Raw genomic sequence first — 21375 nt, 5'->3', positions numbered from 1 at the left:
GCTTGTGTTAGCCCTGGCGACACAGATCGGGGCGACCAGCGTTGACTCCGGAGGATCCGATCGGCAGCGGCTGGCGGATGATGCCATGCTAGCGGGCGTCCAAAGCGGAGCGACGTCGCTATCATCTTTGCCTCAGCTGGACGAGGGCCACTTAGTCGATGCAGTTCGACGTTTGAATGAAGAAATCCTTTGGGCTCCCGCGGGATTGAATGCCGATCCCATCAACAGGTTCGGTGACGAAGCCAGATCTGTCTTTGGGCCGATCCCCGATGGTGATTGCACGGGTCCGGAATCGAAGCGGCTTGGCCTCGAAGTTGACGGTAACTCCGTCGAATTGGAGCCCAATCCATTTGAGCCCGGCTCTCCCCTTAAGTTCTCCCATCGTGACGCAGATGGCCGTCTCGTAAAGTGGACGAAGGAGATAACAAAGTGCGACAAGCCTTCCCTGGCGGGCGGCGTTACCTTCTGCGGGCTAAATTCGCGCATCAGCCGCGTCCAACGAAACCATGTCGAGTGGCTTTTCTTATGCAGGAAGTCTTCGGGTGACTTGAAGGTCCACGCCGACCCGTACTGGACAGAATCCGATCCTCGATTTTCGCGCTATAGCGCAATCGGTTTTAACTCCGTGACCGGCGAGATCGCGTTCCTCGACGGTCGCAAGGATCGCGCCGTCTTCGATTGGTCAAACAGCTTCCCTCCTCCCGGTGGGCAGTCTTATGGTGATACGATCGGACGACGAGATGCTGAAGCATTGTATGACAAGACCTTTGCCGTCGACTGCGTCTCGTGTCACGACAACAAGAAACCAACCGTCATAGACCCGCACATTCAGCAAGCCAGGGTCGGTTACTTCGATAGCAGGGCGCGGAGTTTCAGTCTTGGCAACTTCCTGACGGCGAGGATCGCCAGGGTCGACTTGCCGTTTCGTGTCATCGGCTCGGGCTACGTGTCCACGCACGGGGTCTCCATGGCGCGCGCGAAGGCTTTTGCAATTAAGGGACATCCCTGCTTCGCTTGCCATTCGCTGACGACGATGGAATCCGGCAAGCGTTTTGCCGCAGATGCGGTAGCTATGCCAGCCGGTGTCAAGGATCCGACCCTTGGGCAATCTGTGGGGATAGTTCAGGAAAATGCGGCGCTCCAACCCGTTCAAGATCACCGAACGGATTGGGCTTCGACATCTGGCGATGGCCGCATTATGCCATGGATGGTCCCGGATCATGGGGGCAATCTCTCGAAAGGCTCGAGCAGGCTCACAGCTGCGGAGTGGGACCAACTCAGTGAGTGTGCGTGGGAAAACGGTGGAAAGACATGCAATTACCGCCCATTGTTCACTGGCTGTCCAGCGCCCGGTGCCGGTGCTGACACCTTCGTCCCATTCGACTTCTCGATTGCTCCGATGACTATGGCAAACACCGATGGTTTCCAGAGCGCCCTGCACCTGACTTGGCGGTATCTCAACGGCTATGGCGATGTACCCGAGAGAGACGATGTGCGTTTTGATATTGCAGTGAGGGAGAAAGAAATCCCTGTCGCACAAGCTCCGCCAGCAACCACCGACTATCCCAGCATGGCTGACGTGAAGGCGACCGAGGCTTCTCCGTCGCTCGGCAGCGTTTTCAAATTACGGAACGACACACTGCTCCTCCTAAATGCATCGTATAGTGGGCATCGGAAATGGAGCGATACACCTCCAGCGAAGGGGCCTCGGAGCTACTCGATTACCATTCCCGCTGTTTGCGGAAAAAGATATCTCATCCGCGTGGTGCCAAAGCGGTTCTGCTTCGACAATACGGGTGTTGTGTACGGTCATGCTGACCATCTCGTCGACTATGATTTTCCGTGTGCCAGGTGAGTGTGCCGACTGGAGTTTCGCTTTATAGCGCGCTGGTTATGCGTCGCAGGGGCTTACAACAAGAATCCCAACAGCCTGAGATGGTCGTACCGCGTATCGTGAATCTCTCGTCGAATGGGCTACGATAGAACCGACCTGGCAAGGTCAGCTGCAATTGTTGAGATCGGCTAAGCGGAAGTCACAGCCGCGCCTTGGGCCTCATGCTGGCGGTGTGGATCTGCGTTTCAGTGATCGGCTAGTTACACATTTTTGCCAGGTCTGCTTTTTTCGCCGCCTGTGAATATTCGTCGAAGCGGAATTCAAATTTGCCGGGCAGGGGAGCCCGATAGATGCCGAATTTAAAATATCCGGTTAGGTCATTCGGTTCTGTGATCTTCGCTCCCAAATCCCCAGTAACCGTTGCCATCTTATTTCCGTTCGCCCAGATTTCGATGAAGCCCTTTTTCGGAGGAACGACAGTATTGTCTGTCCGGCCATTCTTCACATGATACACCATGTCTACCCAACCTTTGCGTGGATCGGGAAGTGGATCTTTGCTTTCCAGCGTAACGTCAATATTAGCCGGACCGAGATATTCGTGGATATCGGTTGCAAACGAAAGGTCACCTATCGCCGGAACAAGGTCACTGTCATCGATGCCAAGCTTTGTAGCAAGTTCCTTGACCGACGGCGCATCCGGTCTTTGACTGCCGAGCGCGTCTTTGAGAGTATCCGAAAATAGGCTGTCCAACGCGGGCTGCTGGGTTCTGAAGAGCTGGAGCTGCTGCAGGGTGTTGATGGCCGACACCATTTGCTGGTTTTGCGGGTCGACCTTGCTCAGTACCTCTTGCGCCGCTTGGAGGGCTTCCGGATCGCCATCTGCTGAAACCACCGTCCGACGGCGCTCGCCGTCCTGCACTGTTATGTAAAAAACTCCGTTATCAAATCGCTGGGCGAGGAAAGGACTGATATCGTTGGGTGCCTTCCATTGCGAGACGACGAACCGGTCGCTGTTCGTCGGGGGAACGTCGCCTGCGACTCGAAAACTGAATGCGTACCATTGGTCGTCCCCATATTTCGAACGGTAGGCATTTTGAGTACGAAGCTCTGCCCGCTGGCAAGGACCATCGCAAGATTTTCCAGAATCCCCGTCTTTGACCGTGAGAGAAATTGCTGAACCTCCACAGCGCGCATCCTTCGGGTATCCAATTTGGTGAGGTTCCGCTTGGATGGTTGACCACCTCGTTGGATCAAGCTTTCCCGCGTTGAAGTCATCGGCCATATCTTTGGCTGTTGCATGCGAGGCGCATAACAAGAACATGGAAGCCAGTCCCACGAGACATCTATTGTAAAGCAGATAGGTGCAAATAGCCTTCACAGTTGTGGCTCCCTTGGCCATAGAACAAAGCATTACACGCAAAGTCGCGACAAAAGCGCGAGATACTAAGACTGCGAGCGAGTGCCGCAGCCGGCTAAGCCGGACACATCGGGAGCAAATGTGCCAAGCGGCATTCGCTTCGTTTCGGTGCCCCACGGTGAGCCACGATTGAAGCACCAGTAACCTAAGATTGCAATGTAAGAGTCGACGCAAACTGCACATGGGGGTCAGAGAGGTGACCGAGTACGAAGGACGGAGCAACAACGACGAAGCTGCCTTTGCTGCCACCGAGGCAAGCGGTTTCTGAGCGTAATTTTCTTCAGACGCATATCTACGCGGTTACGCGACGCGAATCTTGGGGTCTGGACGCAAATCTAGGGACACGGGGCAATCGGTCGGCCGCCGCCGCCGCCTTTGGTTCTAGCTTAGCAATCGAGCCATAACTAACTATTTAGATACTTTTTTTAACCATTAATATCAGATTGTTATGTCTTTTAATCGTTCGCTGCCCGGGCCACTGCGCCTTGACAGCCCAGGCGTTTCGCTGTCTCTTCGGTGAGAACGCACAACTCAGGCACCAAGACCGATTTGGGCATTTGCAGGAGGACAGTTCTGTTATGTTGAGATTTGCCGTCGTCGGAATCGACCATGGACACACCTTCGACCATGTGAAGGGCCTGCTTGCCGCAGGCGCGGAATTCGCAGGGTATTGCCCCCAAACATCGGTGCCTGCGCTTCTTGAAACCTTCAGTAAAACCTACCCCGATGCGCCGCAACTCGATCGCGACACGATCTTTGCCGATCCTTCCATCGACATCGTTTGCATCGCCGCCATCCCACGCGACCGTGCTGGACTGGCCGTCCGCGCGATGAACGCACGCAAGGATGTCATGACAGACAAGCCCGGGGTTACGACCTTCGCGCAGTTGGAAGAGGTAAGGCGCACCGTCGCGGAAACCGGTCGCATATTCTCGATCTGTTTTTCCGAGCGCCACTGTGTGCGATCCGCCGTAAAGGCAGGCAAACTCATCAAAGAAGGTGCGATCGGCACTGTCATCCAGACGCTCGGCATGGGGCCTCACAGGCTGCAGCTGCCAACGCGGCCGGACTGGTTCTTCGATCCCGATCAATTTGGCGGAATAATCGTTGACATTGCATCCCATCAGGTCGACCAGTTCCTGTTTTATACTGGTTCGAGACGTGCCGAAGTGGTGGCAAGTTCGGTCGGTAATTTCGGCATGCCCGACAAACCCGCCTTCCAGGATTTCGGTGAGGTATTGCTTCGCTCTGACAACGCCTCGGGCTATGTGCGTGTCGACTGGTTTACTCCGGAGGCCTTGCCGACATGGGGCGACGGCCGCCTGACAATCCTCGGTACCGACGGTTACATCGAGCTGCGAAAATATATCGATATTGCCGGACGCCCGGGTAAGGACCACCTCTTCCTCGTGAATGGCAAGGAGATGACCCACATCGATTGCTCTGCCGAGAAGCTCGATTATTTCGATGCCTTCATTGCAGATGTGCGTGACCGGACCGAAACAGCGATGCCTCAGGAACATGTGTACGAGGTATGCCGCCTTTCACTTGAAGCGCAATCAAAGGCCGCGCGCCTGGGTCATTGCTGAGGAACCCACATGCCCAAGAAGTTTCGCGTTGGTGTCATCGGAGCAGGTATCGCATCCCGCCACCTAACCGGGTTCGCGTGGAACAAGGACCTGTTTGACGTTGCCGTTCTTTGCTCGTTGGACGAGGAGCGTGGTCGGTCACTTTGTGATGAGTTTGGAATACCGGAATATACCCAGGATGCAGAAACGATGATCGCTCGTGCGGATCTCGACGTTATCGATATCTGCACTCCGCCAGGTTCACATTTCGAACTATGCCGCAAGGCGCTCGAAGCCGGAAAACACGTGATCTGTGAAAAGCCGCTGTTTGGCTCGATTGCAGAGGTGGACGAAATGGCCCGCATAGTGGCGCGCGCCGAAGGTCCGCAACTGATGCCTATCTTCCAGTACCGCTACGGATCGGGACTTCAAAAGCTGAAGATGCTGATCGATCTCGGCCTGACAGGTACTCCATTCCTCACCACAATCGAAACGCACTGGTGGCGTGGGCCAGACTATTATGCTGTGCCCTGGCGCGGGAAGTGGGTCACTGAGCTCGGAGGCGGTTTGCTTGGCCACGCAATTCACGCTCATGACATGCTGAACTACGTGCACGGCGCATGCTCCGAAATATTCTCCTACGGGGCGACACTCGTAAATCCGATCCAGGTTGAAGACACTGCAGCCATTTCGGTGAAGATGAAGAATGGATCCCTGGCAACGCTGTCGATGACACTCGGCTCCCGGAAGGAAATCTCCCGCCTGCGGTTCTGCTTCTCGGATCTCGTAGCAGAAAGTATCCTCGAGCCTTACACGATGGGTCGAGACCCATGGACTTTTATTGCCGGGACGGAGGACCACCAGAAGCGTGTCGATGACGCTCTGGCCGCCTATGTCGTCCACGAAGACGGTTACACGAGACAATTCGAACTCTTTCATCGTGCATTGACCACCGGTGGCGAGCCACCGGTAACCTTGGAGGACGCTCGCAACTCACTGGAACTGGTCACGGCGGCCTATCATTCGCAGCGGACCGGTAAGCCGACTTCGCTGCCAATCCTGTCTGATCATCCTCTCTACCGGTCCTGGTTGCCGGAGGAGGAGGATCGCCTGGCTTCCGGGTCTGAGGCATGATCAAGAGCTTCGAGCACGTCGGCATGGTGACTGGCCACATGGACCGGTCACTTGCCTTCTATTGTGATCTCCTGGGTCTGCGCCTGCGCTTGCGGAAGACAATGGCCAACGGCACGGAAGTGGCGTTTCTCGATACGGGCAATGGCATGCTCGAGATCTTCGCGCCGCCTGACGGCGCCGCTGCCGCTTTGGATCTGGCGCCCGCAACGTCGGGAGTCCTGCATATTACCTTCCTCGTTGATAGCGTCGATGAAAGTTTCGCCAAACTCGAAGCGGCCGGCGCGGCGGTAAGGGAGAGGCCCCGTCCCGCCGTGAATTCCGAGATAATCGATCGGGTGGCGTTCCTGCGCGATCCCGACGGTATCACCGTCGAACTCGCAGAACGGCGCAATGAGCTGAGCCCCGGTTGATCAATACGCCAAAGAGATGTCGCAGCAGGCGCTTTTTGCACTGCAGTAACGAACCAGTAATGCCCATTTGTCAGCCTGAAGGAATCGATACACCTTTCCACAGCTGAGGCCGGCATGTCACGCAGCAAGGACGACTGGATCAATCAACGCGCCTACGCACTCTGGGAATCCGAAGGGAGACCGAACGGCCGCAGTGGCGACCATTGGAGCCAAGCATCCAGCGAGTACCGCCAGCTCGAGTTGACCCGTGCGTCGGTCGACGGCAGCGAGCTTATCGAACGATTGCGGACGATGGGCCGCCTGATGCGCTCAAGCGACTTCAAAGTCATCGACGCCGACACATGCGAACAAAAGACCTCCGCGTAAAAGAAACACTCCGGCCCGTCGCGCCAATACATGGCTTCATTCTCGCACGAGAACGCTCCCCGACTTAAGCCAGAACGGCGGCAGATAAAGCGGTGTCGACGAAAGCGGAAGAATATTCTCGGAGAGTGTCACGCCGAGCTTGTTCGCCATGAAAGAACGCCGCAGAAGAATGCGCGCATGCATCTCCGGATGACGTTGACGTATCTCCTCGCGCATGTTGGCATCCGCGAAGGCCACCATGTCTTCGCAGTTGAGCGCCCAACCCGCGGGCATTGGTACTGGTATCACGTCAACCTGGAACGGCATGCCGGATCGCAAACGCTCAGTCGACCCGGGCCGTACTGGTGAATGCAGCCATTCCTCGTGGCTGCCGAGGTGACCAGGATTTAGAGCCGAGTCGAGACCCGCGGACTGAAGTTTCTCGGTAACCGCGGCGAAGAGGTCGCCGCCCGTCACGCCGATATCTGCCGTCTCGTACCACGTCGTCAAAGCCTCGAAGTAGGCTTTCGCAGGCTTCAGGAATGTTTCTTCATAGTCCGTTAGCAGCCCAGCGCGCGACGACAGCGCACCCCAGTAACCGAGTGCTGTCGTCACGCCATCGCCCTTTCTCAGTCGGCGCGACGTGGGGCTTCTCAGGCCGATGATGGTCTCGCCGACACTGGCTGAAGCAAACATTGTATGGACGTTCGTCGGATCTCCCTCGTAGCCGAGATGCCCAAGCGCCTGAAATTCCGTCTCGTTCTCCCGAGTTCCGGCAACGACCCTGAACAGCGCCTGCGAGCAACGCGCTGCCGCCCACTCAAACGCCGCGAGTTGATCGACATCGACAACTGCGCGATGACCATTCTCCGGATGCATGAGGATAGGGGTGGCATCAAGCAGTGTTCCCGCCGGGCCGATTACTCGCCGCAGCGCATTGACAATGAAATGCGGGACGAAGAAACTCTGGCCGTAGTCCTCATCCTCGTCAGGTCCGAGATATTTCCAGCCGACCAGGCCGACAGAATCGCCGCCCTTTAGTCCCGCATCGCGCAACCGATCGGCCAACTTCGGATCCTGACTGCGATCCTGCCCCATAAGGCTCAAGGTTTGCGCCCGCAGCACGGTGATCCCGGGGAGACCGGCGATTGCCGCATAGCTTTCGGACTCATTTCCGGTGATGATCACACGACGCCCTTCCGGACCAAGCAGCAGCAGGGCTTCCTCGAAGCGCGGCTCGAAACCGGTGAGATGCATGATATTTCCGAAGTGCTCACGGTCGGCATAGACCACAAGCCAGTCAGTCCGCGCGGCATTGAAGGCGGCAACCGCACGTAAATCATAAATTGCCGATGGAACCTGCGGCTGCGGTCCAATCGGGCCGAAATCGGGCAATGCAACAGGGGCTAGCGTGACAGACATCAAGTTCCTCCAAGCAAGTATCAAGGCATGGCAAAGGTGAAGGCAGAAAAAGCGTGAATAGTGGCGGGCCAGGCGCCGGGGAGCCGAAGATTAACATAGCCGAAGCACCGAGCGGTGCGATATCACCCTCTTAATGGTGGAAAGCTTTCGAACATGAATCATGACAGTAGCCGCGACGCCCCTCCCACGATTGCCGACGTTGCCCGTTTGGCGGGTGTCTCGCGTGCGGTAGCAAGCCGGGCACTTTCCAACGAACCCCGGCCGGTGTCCTCCGAGAAAAGAGAACGTGTAATCGCAGCGGCCACCCGCCTTGGCTACCAGCCGAACCTGCTCGCACAAAGCCTGACCACCAAGACAGTGAATCTCGTCGCCGTAGTGGTCAATCACATTCACGATCTCTCTGACCTCGATCTCTTTGACCGGCTCATCGATCAGATCCAGATCGTCGGCAAGCAGGTCATCTTGATCCGTATCGGATCGGTTGCGCGCGTCGAAGAGTTCTTGCGCAATGGGGTGGCCTATCATGTCGATGCCGCGTTGGTGTTTTCCGACTTTGCCGACGCGCCGACCGTGCGGCGGATGTTCCGCTCCGATCATGTCATCATGCTCAATGGCCTTCACGACCAGTACTCTCCCGTCATCATCCCCGACGAACGGGCCGGCATCGCCGAAGCGGTGGCTGACGCCGCATCGAAACGGGTTCGCAGTGCCGCTCTCGTTACGGGTCGTGCATCCTCTCCGGTCGAGCAGGCCCGCATTCGCTCTTACCAGGAGTGCTTCGCACGCTACGGGATCGACCTCATTCGAACAGTTCAGGGCGACTACTCCTACGAAAGCGGGCATGCGGCCGCCATCGAACTGACAGGGTTGAGCGCTCTCGATGCGGTGTTTTGCACGTCAGATGCGATGGCGATGGGAATCCTGGATGTCCGTCGGGTCGATTTTCCCGATGGCCGACCCACGCGCTTCCGGCTCTATGGTTTCGACAACCTGTCCCTGACCGATTTCGATGCCTATCCGATCTCGTCGATTGGCTATGACAAGGCGCTCTATGTCCGCCACATCGTCGATGCCGTTGCCAATCCCGGCATTTTCAAGACTTCCCAGCCCCCTGTGACTGTGCCGACCCGTTTCGTTCCCCGCCGGACCGCCTAGACGAAAACGGGCTGCCGGAAGGCAGCCCGTGGTAGCCCTACCACTGAGGGTTCAAGGCAGGAGGGTTAGATTCGGGACCCCACCACTTCTTGTAGTTCGCCGCATAGGCGCCCGACTGGATGTAATCGGAGACAAACATGTCGAGCCACCGCACGAATTCCGGGTCTCCCTTGGCGACGGCGATACCGATTGGATCGTTGGAGTAGAGGCCCGGCAGGGTCACGAGCGACGGATTTTTGGTCGCCAGATAATCGAGCAGCGAAGAATCTTCGATCGCCGCGTCGACGCGCTTCTGTTGCAATTGGAGGACGCCGTCTGGGGCAAACTGATCGACGTAGACAAGTTCTGCATCCGGGACAGCCGTTTTGAGGAAGCTCTCGCCCGTCGTTCCCCGACCAACGACGACCTTCTTCCCGGCGAGGTCCTTCAACTCCTTGATGCCCGAATCCTTCTGGACGATGACCCGCAAGCCGGCGCGATTGTAGGGGATCGTGAAGTTCACGGTCTTGGCGCGTTCCAGCGTTGCGGAGGTGTTGGCAACTGAGAGGTCAATCTGGCCTGAAACCAGCATAGAGATACGTGCATCGCCTGAAACGTCGACGAACTCCACTGGTACTCCGAGCTTCTGGGCGAGTTGCGTCGCGACATCGACATCGTAACCGACGGGATTGTTCTGCGCGTCACGGAAGCCGATCGGCTCGCCGCCGAGCGAGACTCCGATGCGAACGGTTCCGCGCGATCGGATATCGTCGATCATTCCCGCAAACGACGGGAGAGCAGAACCTGCCACAATGGCGAATGCGGCAAGTGTAGTCAGAATGCGCTTCATGTTTTCATTCCCTCTTTGATTATGCCTGTTTCGCTACCCGCAGTTCCGGTTCGGGCATCGAGTCCTCCCAGAGCCAGTAGCGAATTTCGCCCTCGCATCTGAAGTTCACGACCTCGTGGTTTCCCTTCGCATCGACCGCATGGATCACGACGCCCGCCAGGAAGCCCGAGGAAAGTTCATTGAGCTCGTCGATAGCGAGTTTCACCGCGTCAGTGAGTGAATAGCCGAGCTTCATTGCAAGGACGACCGTGCGAGCCGTCGAACAACGCATTGTCATTTCTCCAGTGTGCGTGCAGGCGGCAGCCCCATAGCGACTATCAGCGTAGAAACCGGCACCCGGAATCGGGCTATCGCCAAGGCGGCCAGGATATTTCCATGCCCAGCCAGAAGTTGACGTCGCCGCGTGGATGCCGCGTGCAGGATCCGCCGACAGGAACACCGTGGTGTCCCGAACGCGCTCCGGATCGGTAATCGCGCGGCTCAACGGCGCGAGCGGTATGTCCGGAAATTTCGCGAGGTCCTCCGCCGACAGCTCCTTTTCCAGCCGCTCCCACCAGACCCTCTTGCTGTCTTCGAACAACACGTCATCCTCTGCGAAGCCGATCTCGGTGGCAAAGCGCCGGGCGCCGTCACCGGTCAGCATGACGTGCGGGAGGCGCTTCATAACTTCATGGGCAAGACGTGCGACCGGCAGCGTGTTGGGCACGGCCCCGACAGTCCCGACTTCGCGGGTGTTGCCGTCCATGACCGCGGCATCAAGCTCCATATTGCCAAGCATGTTGGGCCAGCCGCCATAACCCACGCTCCGCACTTTCACTTCGCTCTCGACCTTGCCGATCCCGGCGACCATTGCATCGAGACTGTTTGCACCATCGCGCAGCATTTCAACGGACGTCGGAAAACCCGGCCAGGCTTCTTTGTTGGCCAACAGCAGCATCTAGCACCTCTAATCTTTGCGCATCTTGGAAAGGAACTGGGCGACACGCGGTTGCGCCATGCCACCACTGTTGTCGAAAAAGTCTTTTGTCGGGAGATCGACCAGCAATTTGCCCTTGTCGAGAAACACGATCCGGTCCGAAATCTGCCTGGCAAACTCGACCTCGTGCGTGACGAAGAGCATCGTCGTCCCGTCCTGGGCGAGCTTGGCTAGAATTGTGAGCACTTCCGCTGTCATCTCCGGATCAAGCGCGCTGGTCACTTCATCCAACAGCAGGTAGCGAGGCTGCATCGCAAGCGCGCGGCAGATGCCGACGCGCTGGCGCTGACCGCCAGAAAGTTGCGCCGGGTAGGCATCGGCCCTGCCGCCCAGTCCGACCGATTCCAGAAGGGCGCGCGCCCTGGCTTCAGCCTCGCCGCGGGGCTTCTTCAGCACTTCGATCGGCGCAAGCGTGATGTTGCCGAGCACAGTCATATGCGGATAGAGGTTGAACAACTGGAAGACCGTGCCGGAGCGTTTCCGCGCTTCGGCAAGCTCCTTCGGCATGCTGACGTCGAATTCATCGACCATGATCCGGCCGCCGCTGAGCCTTTCCAGCCCGTTGATGCAGCGGATCAGCGTCGACTTCCCCGACCCCGAGGAGCCAAGAATCGAAACAACCTCGCCAGGCGCAATCGTCAGATCGACACCGTCGAGCACAGGCGTCTGACCGAAGGACTTCCTTACGTTTTCAACTCTTATCATTTCAGAGCCCTCTCCAGGCGCTATGGGCGCGGAGGCGTTTTTCGAAGCGCGATCCCGCATAGGCGACCAGCTTGGCGGCGGCGAAGTAAAGCAGGCCAACAGCCGTCCAGACGACAAATGGCTTTAGGGTGCGCATGTTCAGGATGTTGCCGATCTTGGTCAGGTCGACAACGCCGATAACCGAGATCAGCGACGTGACCTGCAGCTGGTTGACGAGGAGAGCGATCAGAGGCCCGACCGCAAATGCAGCCGCCTGTGGCGCGACGATATGACGAAGCACCTGCCGGCGGCTTAATCCAAAGACACGCGCCGCTTCGAGCTGATCCCGGCCGATTGACTCGATGCCCGAGACCGCAATGACGTAGACGAAGGCGGCTGTGTTGGCGGAAAGGGTGATCGCCGCCGCCGTGACGGGCGTGACGCGGATGTGGAGAAGGCCAGGCAGGCCGAAAAACACCAGGAACAGCTGCACCAGAACCGGTGAATTCTTCAGCAGCTCGGAAAAGAAGGTGATGCACGCGCTCAACACCGGCACGCAGTAGTAACGCACGATCGCCCACGCGATTCCGATCACCAGTCCGATCAGGGACGTTCCTAGGAAAAGGGCCAGATTGACGCCGAGCCCTTGCGCGAGAAGGACGAGGTCGAACGCCGTGAAATCAGTAAAACGCATCAGGTAACAGCCTCCATCATGTCACGGTTGAGGCGGCGGTGGAGGAGCGCAATCGCGAGAGAGACGAGGTAGGTCAATGCCGCATAGACCACGAGGAGAACAACGTAGACTTCAAAGGGGCGGTACGTCTGCGATACGACGATCTGCGCAGAGCCGGTGAGCTCATTCAGAGTGATCGTCGAGAGGATCGAGGAGGTGAGGATCATGTTGATGAGGACCGAGCCGAGGGGGCGCACCGACGTGCGCAGCGCGATCGGCAGGACAATCCGCGTGAACAAAACGCGCCGCGACAGGCCGCTTACCTCAGCAGCTTCGATGATGCCCTGATCGATAGCCAGAATGCCTGCACGGATGACGTCGGAGGCATAGGCGCCGCCTGCGATCGACAGCGCAATCACGCCTGTTGTAAACGCGTCAATGTAGATGCCGACCTCGGGCAGACCATAGTAGAAGAAGAACAGCTGCACGATGAAGGGCACATTGCGGAAAATGTCGACGTAGAGGCAGGAGACCCGCTGCAGAAGTGCCGAGGAGGAAGTCCGTGCGATCGCCACGAATGCCCCCATCACGACGCTTCCGATGAGGGCCAGTGCGCATGCCTCTGCCGTCAAAAGCGCGCCATGCGCGAGAAAGCCGAGATGGGGCAAGAGAACCGAAAGATCGAGCCGCACGAACTATCCGTATTGCGAGTGAAACCGGTTTCACCGTGAATTGGCAAGCTGGAATTGTCAAGAACGTAATGTCGTTCTCCCTCGCGTTTCCTATCCTCGCTGTGATGAGATGGCTTGGAGCAATCTGACAACCTAAAGGAGGATCAGGACGGCCGGGTGCGTTACCCTGCGACTCGCAATAAGACGATAGCAACCGACAACACGAGCATGATCATGAGCCAAATCCCCAAGATCGAATACGCCACCGCCTCGCGCGAGATTCAGGCAGCGCACGACGAAGAGGTGAGGGTTCGCGGTCGCATGACGAACATGAAGCGGACACTCCTGCATTCGCCGGTGGCGCACCGGATTTACGCTGAATGGTTCACGCTTCGCGCCGAACTCGCGTCCATTCCCGATCGACCCATCTGGATCTTTTCCCATTCGATTTCGAAAGCAGCGCGCTCAAAGATCGCCGTCGGCTTCTTCCGCCGGGCGTTGATCAATGCAGGCTTCAATCCGGACGCAATGGTGCTCTCGGAAGAAGAGGCCATTCTTGACCGCTTCGGAAATGCCATCGTCGCCAATTCCAACGCGATCCCCGCGGAAATCTGGACCAGCCTGAAGGAGCGCTACGATGATAAGACGCTCGTCGACCTTGTGGCATTTGCTGGTATCATGCTCGCGACTGCGACATTCAACAACGTGGTCGAGGTCGACTTCGATCCAGAACTTGAACCGTTCATGGTGACACCGGGTTCCGCGCCATGACAGACGGGCTCTCAGATGGCCTGAAGGCAGGCTTGTGCCAAAGGCCCCGATACGCGCTGTTCAGTTTCGAGCCGGCATCCGAAGTGCTGTCACCTTCGTGGAAAGCTCGCTCGCCACGAAGACCGCATGTTCAGTGATCTGAGGCAAGCCCATCAACTCTCCGAACGTACCTCGCGCCAGCGGCCCGGAAACGAGCAGAGTCGCGTCGGGCAATCCATCGGCATCCAGCGCCTCCGAGCGCTCGGAGCATGCGATGCCGAGGCCGGTTGGATCGAGTTGCAAGTGCGACTGAGCGCGCATCGTTGAAAGCCAGGCTTGACTGTCCAGGATCCCGCCATGTGCCGGACCGGTTGTGACGACGACGGCATCGAAGCACCGCTGCAATGAGGGGCCGCTGCGTCGTCGAAGCGCGACGTGGATCGACCCGCCTTCAAAATGGACCTTGCCGACGGACGCCGCCAGGACCTCCATCCTGCCTTCCGCGATTGCCTGTTCCAACACATCCTCAACCTGCGGCGCGATCCGGAACCGATGGACATCCCAAAAGGGTCTGATGTGACGCACAATCCTGCATCGCTCCGACATGGGTAATTTCTGCCAGAGGGCGCGCCCATGGGTACGGACCTGGTCGATGACCGCATGCCAAGTCAGTCCGGCGGCCTCGGCCTCGGTGATCGCCAGACGTATGCTTCGGAGGAGGGCGGTGGCGCTGTGGGTTGGGGTTGCTTCGAAGTCCCCAAACGGATCTTGCGGCCAGGGCGAATGCCCTCTCGATCGCAATCCCCGACGTGAAATCGAGGTGATCTGGCCGCGGTGACCGGTGCGTGCCAGCGAAGCGACAATGTCGGCCGCCGTAAGGCCGTTGCCGATAATCAGCAGCCTGTCATTCGGACGAATGTGCCCCAGAGCTTCAATACGGGTCGAATCGGGCACAAAACGATGATGTCCCTCGAGAACGCGCAGGGCACCCGGCACCGACGGTGAGGGATGACTGGTGGCTATAACCAGGAAATCGGCAAACACCTGACCGCCCTGGCTGTCGGCAATGCGCCAGAGCAATCCGTCGCGGCACACGTCGACAACGAGCGCGCGCCGATGGCGCACTGCTCCCGTTTCAACATAAGGGGCGAGAGCTGAAGCAATGTAAGAGCCAAAGACCTGGCGGCGCGGGAAAAGGTTGCCGTCTGGCCGGAAAGCTTCGGGATCGTCGGCGACCGCATCCTCGCGCGCGATCCATTCCAGGAAATCCTCGGGCCGGTCGGGCAGCAGGCTCATGCGCGCAGCGGGGACATTGATGCGATGGGCAGGATCGGTCGTATCGTAAGCGAGCCCTCTGCCGAGTTCAGAACGTGGTTCAAACACGACGATCGCGGGTGCTTGCTCGCCCATGGTACGCACAAGGTGATAGGCAACGCCAGCACCAGACACGCCTCCACCAACAACCACAACAACGGGGTGGCGTGTCTTGCCGCCGTTATTTCGTCCGGTTGTCACGCTGTCGTGGTCCAATGCACGCGATTCCGATGACCTTGGTGGGGGAAGGCGCGTTTGTCCTTCGCGCCCGGATGGTTTAACCTAGAATGGGCCGAAGAACCGAGCAATGGCAATATTCTACCAAATCAGTAGAATTTTTATCCCCCACTTGCGCCCGTCGGCCGAAGAGTTTTTCCGTGCTGCAGCGCAATAGAGATGGGCTTGCTTGGTTTATTTTCACCAGTTTTGGAACTATCCGGCTGTTCGAGGCTCGCCTCACCAATTCAAGACGGGAAACACCAAAATGAACAAGAAGACGTCCAAACCAAGCCTCGCGCGCCGCACCACCCTTACTGTGATGGCCGCCTCTACTATCGCTCTGATCGCCCTGGCAACGCCGTTTACTGCCTTCGCCGAAGACAAATCTATTAAAGTTGGCATCATGAGTGGCGAGGACGAAGATGTCTGGCGAGTCGTGACAGCCGAAGCCGCAAAGAAAGGCCTGACGGTCGAAACGGTCGTCTTCAACGACTACACGCAGCCGAACGAGGCGCTGGAGCGCGGCGAAATCGACGCAAACGCTTTCCAGCACAAGCCATACCTCGACAACCAGGTTGAACAGCATGGCTACCACATAGTCCCTGTTGGATATACCGCGGTATGGCCGATCGGTCTTTATTCCAAGAAGCACAAGGCGGTCGCCGAGATTGGTGAAGGCGCGACGATCGGTGTCCCCAACGATCCCTCGAACGAAGGCCGTGCACTGCGGGTCTTGCAGAACGAAGGCATTATCAAGCTGAAGGATGGCACGGGAATTCTTGCAACAGTCACTGACGTTACCGAGAATCCAAAGAACGTCGAAATCAAGGAGCTTGATGCCGGCGTGGTCGGCCGCGCCATCGATGATCTGGATGCAGCCGTGGTAAATACCGACTGGGCACTGAAGGCCGGCCTGTCCGCAGCTGACCGTATTGCGCAGGAGCCGATCGCCGATAACCCGTACCGCAACTTCATTGCCGTCAAGCAGGGCAGCGAAAACGAAGCCTGGGTCAAGACGCTTGTATCGTCCTACCAGAACGACACGGTTAAGGCGGAGTTCGACAAGGTGTATAAGGGAACCGGCGTCAGCGCCTACTGATCGACATTTGCGCCACGCAGCGGGTGCATGAACAAGGCGGCCCGGGCGTTCCCAGCCCGGGCCGCCTTGAGCGTTTTCCGAAAGGATAGAAGATGAATTCGAATGTATCGGCCGCCACAATCGAGGCTTCGCCAGCGGTAAAGGGCGAAGAGGTCGTCCGCCTCGTCGATGTCCACCGGCACTTTGGTACGACTGCCGCCCTGGATGGAATATCGCTCACCGTTCACAAGGGCGAAATTCTCGGGATCATCGGGCGAAGCGGGGCCGGAAAATCCACGTTGATCCGCTGTCTGAATGGCCTAGAGCGTCCGGACAGCGGTTTGATCGAAATCGAGGCACGCGGCATCGTCGGTCTCGACGAAAAGGAACTGCAACCCCTTCGGCGCCGTGTCGGGATGATTTTCCAGCACTTCAACCTGCTGGCATCGAAAACCGTCGAAGAGAATGTTGCGCTCCCTCTGAAGATCGCTGGCGCTGGAAAGTCGGAGCGCCTGCAACGCGCGCATGAACTGCTCGAGCTCGTCGGTCTTGCCGACAAGGCGAGGGCCTATCCTTCATCCCTATCCGGTGGTCAGAAGCAGCGTGTCGGCATCGCCCGCGCACTCGCAGCCCGTCCGGCGTTGCTTCTGTCTGACGAAGCGACATCCGCGCTCGATCCTGAGACGACGCGATCCATCCTGGCCCTGCTCAAGGACATCAACCGCAAGCTTGGGCTCACGATCATCCTCATCACCCACGAGATGGAAGTTGTCCGAAGCATAGCAGATCGTGTTGCGGTCATTGACGCTGGCCGCATCGCGGAAGAAGGACAAGTCTGGTCTGTATTTGCCGATCCAAAAGCAGCGATCACCAAGAGCCTGCTGTCTGGCAGCCGGCCGCAATTGCCTGAACATATAGCAGCACGCCTGTCGCCCACATCGGGCGATGAAGCCATCCTCAGCATCGACATGGCGGGCCCCGTGGCACAGGGCGCGGTTTTTGCCGACTTGTCCACAGCACTTCCGCAATCCTTCCGCCTTGTCCACGGCGGTATCGACCATATTCAGAACCAGCCTGTGGCGCGGTTCTTTATCGCCGTGCCGACCCGCGACCCGGCCTTGAGAGACAAGGTCCTGCAATTTCTGAAAGCCCGCTCGGCGCGGGTGGAGGTTCTCGGTTATGACACCGATCATGTTTAATCTTCTGCTTCGCTCGCTTTGGGAAACGATCCTGATGACCGGCGCATCGGGGCTCATCTCGCTGGTCTTCGGTCTACCGCTCGGGCTGGCGCTGGTTCTCACCAACAAGGGCGGCATAGCCCAAAACGCGTGGATTAACGGTATCCTTGGCGCCATCATCAACGGTTTTCGATCCGTTCCCTTCATCATCCTGCTGGTGGCGCTGATCCCGTTGACGCGTCTTATCGTCGGTACGGCTTTGGGAACGTGGGCAGCGATCGTGCCGCTCGCGATTGCAGCAACACCTTATTACGCGCGTATCGCGGAAGTATCCCTGAGAGAAGTAGACCGCGGCCTGATCGATGCCGTGCGCGCCATGGGGGGCAATGGGTGGACGATCATTCGCGAAGTGCTGGTTCCAGAAGCGCTCCCCGGGATTGTCGCCGGGTTCACCGTTACCCTCGTGACCCTGATCGGAGCGTCTGCAATGGCGGGGGCGATCGGTGCCGGCGGACTTGGTGATCTCGCCATACGCTACGGCTACCAACGCTTCGAGACTGCCGTAATGGTCGCTGTTGTTGCCGTGCTGATCGTCCTGGTCTGCGGCATCCAGTGGCTTGGCGATCGGCTGGTCGCCAGGCTGGACCACAAGTAATCAATGCCGGAACGCGGCGGCAGGGTGCCCAGGCGGCAACCTGCCGCTCTTGCCAAACAGCTTTTGTCTCAGGGCGCCCTGCGCATAATCTGCCTTGAATAGCCCGCGCTCCTGCAACTCCGGGATCACGAGATCGACGAAGTCAAGCAGGCTTTCCGGAGCAACGGTACGCGCGAGATTGAAGCCATCTATGCCGCCATCGGCAATCCATTCCGCCAGTCGGTCCGCGACCTGAGCGGGTGATCCGACAATTGGCTTCATCCGACTACCAAGCACCATGTGGTCAATGATCCGGCGCAGTGTCATGGGCGTCGGCGCATCCTTGGTGATCGCGGCGAGTGCCGACTGATTGGCATTGGTCGACGCCTGCGTGATGGGGTCGTCAAGACCGTATTTGGAGAGATCAACGCCAGTCGAAGCCGCGTAGTGTGCAAGAGACGCCTCCACGTTGGCATGCGTGCGGTAGTCCTGGAGCTTGTCCCGCGCCTCCTTCTCGGTCCGGCCAACAACAATTGTAACAAGCTGCAGAACGCGCAGGGCATCTGGTCCGCGTCCGAACGCCTCGGCCTTTGCCCGCAATGCCTCAACGGGCCGGCAGACTGCCTGCGGGGTTGGCGCGGCAACGAAGACACACTCGGCATGCCTGGCGGCGAAATCCTGCCCACGAGCGGAGGCTCCCGCCTGGAAGAGTAGCGGCGTGCGCTGCGGTGAGGGTTGTGAAAGATGAAACCCCTCAATTTTGTAGTATTGCCCCTCGTGCTTCATGGCACGAACCTTTGCAGGGTCGGCGAAAATTGCACGGACCTTGTCGCCAACGAATGCATCGTCGTCCCAGCTTCCCTCCCAGAGCTTGTAGAGAATTTCGAGATATTCTTCTGCCGCATCGTAGCGCGCGTCGTGTTCCGGCAACTTCTCCAAACCCATTGCCCGCGCTGCGCTGTCGAGGTAGCCGGTGACGATGTTCCACCCGATCCGACCCTTTGTCAGGTGGTCGAGCGTCGACATGCGCCGTGCAAGGAGGTAAGGCGGTTCGAAAGTCGTGTTGACTGTCACTCCGAAGCCGAGGTGCCTGGTGACGTAGGCCATGGCCGCGATCGGCACCATGGGGTCGTTTACAGGGAGTTGGGCAGCAGCCTGGATGACCGGCGCCGCACTGTTCTTGTAAACGTCGTAGACGCCGAGGATATCAGCCAGGAATATCCCATCGAGCTTTCCGCGCTCGGCAGTTCGGGCAAGATCCACCCAGTAATCGAGATCCGTGTAGTGAAGCGAGGTATCGCGTGGGTGGGTCCACATGCCGTGATTGATATGGCCGACGCAGTTCATGTCGAAGGCAAAGATCTGCATCTGTTTCATTGCGGTCGATCCCCGTCGTGACAGAAAGGGCGCCCCGTCAGGGACGTGGCAGGCGTTCGCGCTAGATCTTACCTTTCCACGGAACGAGGGTTGCTTCCAAGATCCGAACGGCGAGGCTGAACGCGAATGCACAGGCAGCGATTATCCCGATGCCGACGAAGACGACGTCGGTCGCGAGGAACTGGGAAGCTGACATGATCATGTACCCGATGCCGCGATTTGAGGCGATAAGTTCCGCTGCAACAAGCGTGCCCCAGCCGACGCCGAACCCGATGCGAATGCCTGTGAGGATCTCCGGAAGTGCAGATGGCAGAACGATGCTGACAACCAGCTGCCAGTGCCGGGCACCGAGGGATCGCGCCGCATTGATGCGTTCGATCGGCAACGAGCGAACCCCGGCCTGGGCGGAAAGACAGATCGGAGCGAAAATTGCAAGGACGAGAAGCGTCACCTTCGACGTCTCGCCAATTCCGAGCCAGATGATCATCAATGGCAGATAGGCAAGCGGCGGTAGCGGCCAGTAGAATTCGATCGGCGTATCGAAGATGCCCTTTGCCCACCGGTTGAGACCCATCAGCAGGCCAATCGGGATGCCGGCAGCGATCGCAATGGCGGCCGCCGCGGCGATCCTGAAGAGACTTGCAGAGACATGTTCACCGAGAGAGGCGCCGGCATAACCGTCCCTGTAAACCGTGCCGATCTGGGTCAGTACCTCCTGTGGTGCCGGGAGGAAGAGACGCGGAACCAGTCCGAGCCTTGCAACCAGCCACCATGATGTGAGCAGCACGACTGCTGTCGCGAGGCTGATGAGGAGCGTACTTCCTTCCCCGGCGCCGAACCCCTTCATGTCCACTGTGTTGGGCTGCTCCTGTGTGGGCCGGACGAGGAGCCCGGCAGTCTCGATGGTGTCACTCATTCCGCCGCACTCCTGATTTGATCGGACCCATGCAGGATTCCCCGGATTTCTTCTCGCAAAGTCGCAAACTGCGGCGCCATCTTGATGGCTCCAGCGTCGCCGGCTCGCGCGAACTCGCTGACAAAGTCGAGATCAAAGCGCGCTACGATGCGACCAGGTCGCGGAGACATAACCACGACTTGCGTGCCGAGAAACAGCGCTTCCTCGATCGAATGGGTGATGAAGAAGATCCGTTTTCGTGTGGCTTTCCAGATGGATATGATCAGTTCTTGCATCTGTTCCCGCGTCAGGCTGTCGAGCGCGCCGAATGGCTCATCCATCAGTAGCACCTCAGGATCGGCAGCCAGAGACCGGGCAATTCCTACACGCTGGCGCATGCCTCCTGACAGTTCGTAGGGAAATGCGTCAGCGAAATCGCTCAGGCCCACGAGAGAGAGCAACTCCATCGCACGAGCTCTGCGTTCAGCCTTTGAAACTCCCGCAAACTGCAGTCCAAGCGCGACGTTGCCAAGGACCGACTTCCATGGCAGCAGCGTGTCTTTCTGGAACACGACTCCCCGGTCTGCTCCCGGACGCGTGACGGGGCGCCCGTCAAGGGTGATGGCGCCTGACGAGAGCGGCAGGAATCCCGCTATCGCGTTGAGCAGCGTGGACTTGCCGCAACCCGAGGCTCCAAGTGCCACGACTAAGCTGTTGTCGGGAATATTGAGTGAAACTCTATCGAGAGCATGGACCGTCCGGCCGTCTCGCGTTCTGAAAAAGACGCTGGCTTGATCGACTTTGAGCATATG

At 58.4% G+C, this 21375-nt stretch carries 21 protein-coding genes; 10 read left to right on the top strand and 11 right to left on the bottom strand.

Annotated elements, in window-relative coordinates; all coding sequences use genetic code 11:
* Positions 1-85: 85 nt before the first annotated feature.
* Positions 86-1855 (top strand): hypothetical protein, encoded by a 1770-nt coding sequence (locus tag FHT77_RS22920; protein WP_246720081.1) that lies wholly within the window; start codon positions 86-88, stop codon positions 1853-1855.
* A gap of 235 nt (positions 1856-2090) precedes the next feature.
* Here FHT77_RS22920 and FHT77_RS22915 read toward each other — a convergent pair whose 3' ends face one another.
* Positions 2091-3212 carry a heparin lyase I family protein gene (locus FHT77_RS22915; RefSeq protein ID WP_183757142.1) on the bottom strand — a complete coding sequence of 374 codons (1122 nt, stop codon included), beginning with the start codon at positions 3210-3212 and terminating at the stop codon, positions 2091-2093.
* 617 nt (positions 3213-3829) lie between these two features.
* Between FHT77_RS22915 and FHT77_RS22910 the strand changes: the two genes are divergently transcribed.
* The 4 genes from FHT77_RS22910 (at position 3830) to FHT77_RS22895 (ending at position 6729) form a co-directional block, all read left to right on the top strand.
* The gene (locus FHT77_RS22910; RefSeq protein WP_183757141.1) at positions 3830-4840 is read left to right on the top strand and encodes a Gfo/Idh/MocA family protein; all 1011 of its coding nucleotides are present in this window, start codon (positions 3830-3832) and stop codon (positions 4838-4840) included.
* A 9-nt stretch (positions 4841-4849) separates the two neighbouring features.
* Positions 4850-5953 carry a Gfo/Idh/MocA family protein gene (locus tag FHT77_RS22905; RefSeq protein WP_183757140.1) on the top strand — a complete coding sequence of 368 codons (1104 nt, stop codon included), beginning with the start codon at positions 4850-4852 and terminating at the stop codon, positions 5951-5953.
* Complete coding sequence (locus FHT77_RS22900; RefSeq protein WP_183757139.1) at positions 5950-6363, top strand: VOC family protein; 414 nt, start codon at positions 5950-5952, stop codon at positions 6361-6363. The genes FHT77_RS22905 and FHT77_RS22900 overlap by 4 nt, the downstream gene beginning before the upstream one ends.
* 114 nt (positions 6364-6477) lie before the next feature.
* Positions 6478-6729: a DUF2934 domain-containing protein gene (locus FHT77_RS22895; protein WP_183757138.1), complete on the top strand. Its 252-nt coding sequence runs from the start codon at positions 6478-6480 to the stop codon at positions 6727-6729.
* Between the two features lie 36 nt (positions 6730-6765).
* Here the strand turns inward: FHT77_RS22895 and FHT77_RS22890 are convergent, their stop codons facing one another.
* The gene (locus tag FHT77_RS22890) at positions 6766-8130 is read right to left on the bottom strand and encodes a M24 family metallopeptidase (protein ID WP_183757137.1); all 1365 of its coding nucleotides are present in this window, start codon (positions 8128-8130) and stop codon (positions 6766-6768) included.
* Positions 8131-8283: 153 nt separating this feature from the next.
* Here FHT77_RS22890 and FHT77_RS22885 point away from each other — a divergent pair, with 153 nt between their 5' ends.
* Positions 8284-9285, top strand: coding sequence for a LacI family DNA-binding transcriptional regulator (locus FHT77_RS22885; protein WP_183757136.1), 1002 nt, complete (start codon positions 8284-8286; stop codon positions 9283-9285).
* Between the two features lie 37 nt (positions 9286-9322).
* On the opposite strand, the gene FHT77_RS22880 is transcribed toward FHT77_RS22885, so the two are convergent.
* From FHT77_RS22880 to FHT77_RS22860, 5 genes are read right to left on the bottom strand one after another with little or no spacing between them, the layout of a single operon-like run.
* Positions 9323-10114 (bottom strand): transporter substrate-binding domain-containing protein, encoded by a 792-nt coding sequence (locus FHT77_RS22880; RefSeq protein WP_183757135.1) that lies wholly within the window; start codon positions 10112-10114, stop codon positions 9323-9325.
* Positions 10115-10133: 19 nt separating this feature from the next.
* Positions 10134-11051 carry a N(4)-(beta-N-acetylglucosaminyl)-L-asparaginase gene (locus tag FHT77_RS22875; protein WP_183757134.1) on the bottom strand — a complete coding sequence of 306 codons (918 nt, stop codon included), beginning with the start codon at positions 11049-11051 and terminating at the stop codon, positions 10134-10136.
* A 9-nt stretch (positions 11052-11060) separates the two neighbouring features.
* Positions 11061-11795 (bottom strand): amino acid ABC transporter ATP-binding protein, encoded by a 735-nt coding sequence (locus tag FHT77_RS22870; protein WP_183757133.1) that lies wholly within the window; start codon positions 11793-11795, stop codon positions 11061-11063.
* Position 11796: 1 nt separating this feature from the next.
* Positions 11797-12468, bottom strand: a complete 672-nt coding sequence (locus tag FHT77_RS22865; RefSeq protein WP_183757132.1) for an amino acid ABC transporter permease — start codon at positions 12466-12468, stop codon at positions 11797-11799.
* Positions 12468-13139, bottom strand: coding sequence for an amino acid ABC transporter permease (locus tag FHT77_RS22860; protein ID WP_183757131.1), 672 nt, complete (start codon positions 13137-13139; stop codon positions 12468-12470). Before FHT77_RS22860 ends, FHT77_RS22865 begins: the two co-directional genes overlap by 1 nt.
* Before the next feature lie 213 nt (positions 13140-13352).
* On the opposite strand from FHT77_RS22860, the gene FHT77_RS22855 reads away from it, so the two are divergent.
* Entirely contained in the window at positions 13353-13889 is a 537-nt protein-coding gene (locus tag FHT77_RS22855; protein WP_183757130.1) for a hypothetical protein, read from the top strand.
* 60 nt (positions 13890-13949) lie between these two features.
* Here the strand turns inward: FHT77_RS22855 and FHT77_RS22850 are convergent, their stop codons facing one another.
* On the bottom strand, positions 13950-15383 hold the full coding sequence (locus tag FHT77_RS22850; RefSeq protein ID WP_183757164.1) for an FAD/NAD(P)-binding protein: 1434 nt from the start codon (positions 15381-15383) through the stop codon (positions 13950-13952).
* Positions 15384-15666: 283 nt separating this feature from the next.
* Between FHT77_RS22850 and FHT77_RS22845 the strand changes: the two genes are divergently transcribed.
* The 3 genes from FHT77_RS22845 to FHT77_RS22835 all read left to right on the top strand — a co-directional run bounded on the left by FHT77_RS22845 (position 15667) and on the right by FHT77_RS22835 (position 18312).
* On the top strand, positions 15667-16500 hold the full coding sequence (locus FHT77_RS22845) for a MetQ/NlpA family lipoprotein (protein ID WP_183757129.1): 834 nt from the start codon (positions 15667-15669) through the stop codon (positions 16498-16500).
* Between the two features lie 92 nt (positions 16501-16592).
* The gene (locus FHT77_RS22840) at positions 16593-17678 is read left to right on the top strand and encodes a methionine ABC transporter ATP-binding protein (RefSeq protein WP_183757128.1); all 1086 of its coding nucleotides are present in this window, start codon (positions 16593-16595) and stop codon (positions 17676-17678) included.
* Positions 17659-18312: a methionine ABC transporter permease gene (locus FHT77_RS22835; RefSeq protein WP_183757127.1), complete on the top strand. Its 654-nt coding sequence runs from the start codon at positions 17659-17661 to the stop codon at positions 18310-18312. Before FHT77_RS22840 ends, FHT77_RS22835 begins: the two co-directional genes overlap by 20 nt.
* Here the strand turns inward: FHT77_RS22835 and FHT77_RS22830 are convergent, their stop codons facing one another.
* The 3 genes from FHT77_RS22830 to FHT77_RS22820 form a co-directional block, all read right to left on the bottom strand.
* Complete coding sequence (locus FHT77_RS22830; protein ID WP_183757126.1) at positions 18313-19668, bottom strand: LLM class flavin-dependent oxidoreductase; 1356 nt, start codon at positions 19666-19668, stop codon at positions 18313-18315.
* 61 nt (positions 19669-19729) lie between these two features.
* On the bottom strand, positions 19730-20515 hold the full coding sequence (locus FHT77_RS22825) for an ABC transporter permease subunit (protein WP_246712685.1): 786 nt from the start codon (positions 20513-20515) through the stop codon (positions 19730-19732).
* Between the two features lie 65 nt (positions 20516-20580).
* Positions 20581-21372 (bottom strand): taurine ABC transporter ATP-binding protein, encoded by a 792-nt coding sequence (locus FHT77_RS22820; protein ID WP_183757124.1) that lies wholly within the window; start codon positions 21370-21372, stop codon positions 20581-20583.
* Positions 21373-21375 lie beyond the last annotated feature (3 nt).

The sequence above is a fragment of the Rhizobium sp. BK181 genome, from assembly GCF_014193305.1.
GTDB lineage: Bacteria > Pseudomonadota > Alphaproteobacteria > Rhizobiales > Rhizobiaceae > Rhizobium.
Note: the sequence above shows the minus strand (reverse complement) of the source record. Positions and strands in the feature narration are given on the sequence as shown.

Coding starts and splice junctions, on each gene's coding strand:
- FHT77_RS22880 (WP_183757135.1), bottom strand. CDS start 10,114: ATGAAGCGCATTCTGACTACACTTGCCGCATTCGCCATTGTGGCAGGT.
- FHT77_RS22830 (WP_183757126.1), bottom strand. CDS start 19,668: ATGAAACAGATGCAGATCTTTGCCTTCGACATGAACTGCGTCGGCCAT.
- FHT77_RS22825 (WP_246712685.1), bottom strand. CDS start 20,515: ATGAAGGGGTTCGGCGCCGGGGAAGGAAGTACGCTCCTCATCAGCCTC.
- FHT77_RS22870 (WP_183757133.1), bottom strand. CDS start 11,795: ATGATAAGAGTTGAAAACGTAAGGAAGTCCTTCGGTCAGACGCCTGTG.
- FHT77_RS22910 (WP_183757141.1), top strand. CDS start 3,830: ATGTTGAGATTTGCCGTCGTCGGAATCGACCATGGACACACCTTCGAC.
- FHT77_RS22840 (WP_183757128.1), top strand. CDS start 16,593: ATGAATTCGAATGTATCGGCCGCCACAATCGAGGCTTCGCCAGCGGTA.
- FHT77_RS22855 (WP_183757130.1), top strand. CDS start 13,353: ATGAGCCAAATCCCCAAGATCGAATACGCCACCGCCTCGCGCGAGATT.
- FHT77_RS22875 (WP_183757134.1), bottom strand. CDS start 11,051: ATGCTGCTGTTGGCCAACAAAGAAGCCTGGCCGGGTTTTCCGACGTCC.
- FHT77_RS22835 (WP_183757127.1), top strand. CDS start 17,659: ATGACACCGATCATGTTTAATCTTCTGCTTCGCTCGCTTTGGGAAACG.
- FHT77_RS22820 (WP_183757124.1), bottom strand. CDS start 21,372: ATGCTCAAAGTCGATCAAGCCAGCGTCTTTTTCAGAACGCGAGACGGC.
- FHT77_RS22865 (WP_183757132.1), bottom strand. CDS start 12,468: ATGCGTTTTACTGATTTCACGGCGTTCGACCTCGTCCTTCTCGCGCAA.
- FHT77_RS22900 (WP_183757139.1), top strand. CDS start 5,950: ATGATCAAGAGCTTCGAGCACGTCGGCATGGTGACTGGCCACATGGAC.
- FHT77_RS22885 (WP_183757136.1), top strand. CDS start 8,284: ATGAATCATGACAGTAGCCGCGACGCCCCTCCCACGATTGCCGACGTT.
- FHT77_RS22905 (WP_183757140.1), top strand. CDS start 4,850: ATGCCCAAGAAGTTTCGCGTTGGTGTCATCGGAGCAGGTATCGCATCC.
- FHT77_RS22845 (WP_183757129.1), top strand. CDS start 15,667: ATGAACAAGAAGACGTCCAAACCAAGCCTCGCGCGCCGCACCACCCTT.
- FHT77_RS22895 (WP_183757138.1), top strand. CDS start 6,478: ATGTCACGCAGCAAGGACGACTGGATCAATCAACGCGCCTACGCACTC.
- FHT77_RS22920 (WP_246720081.1), top strand. CDS start 86: ATGCTAGCGGGCGTCCAAAGCGGAGCGACGTCGCTATCATCTTTGCCT.
- FHT77_RS22890 (WP_183757137.1), bottom strand. CDS start 8,130: ATGTCTGTCACGCTAGCCCCTGTTGCATTGCCCGATTTCGGCCCGATT.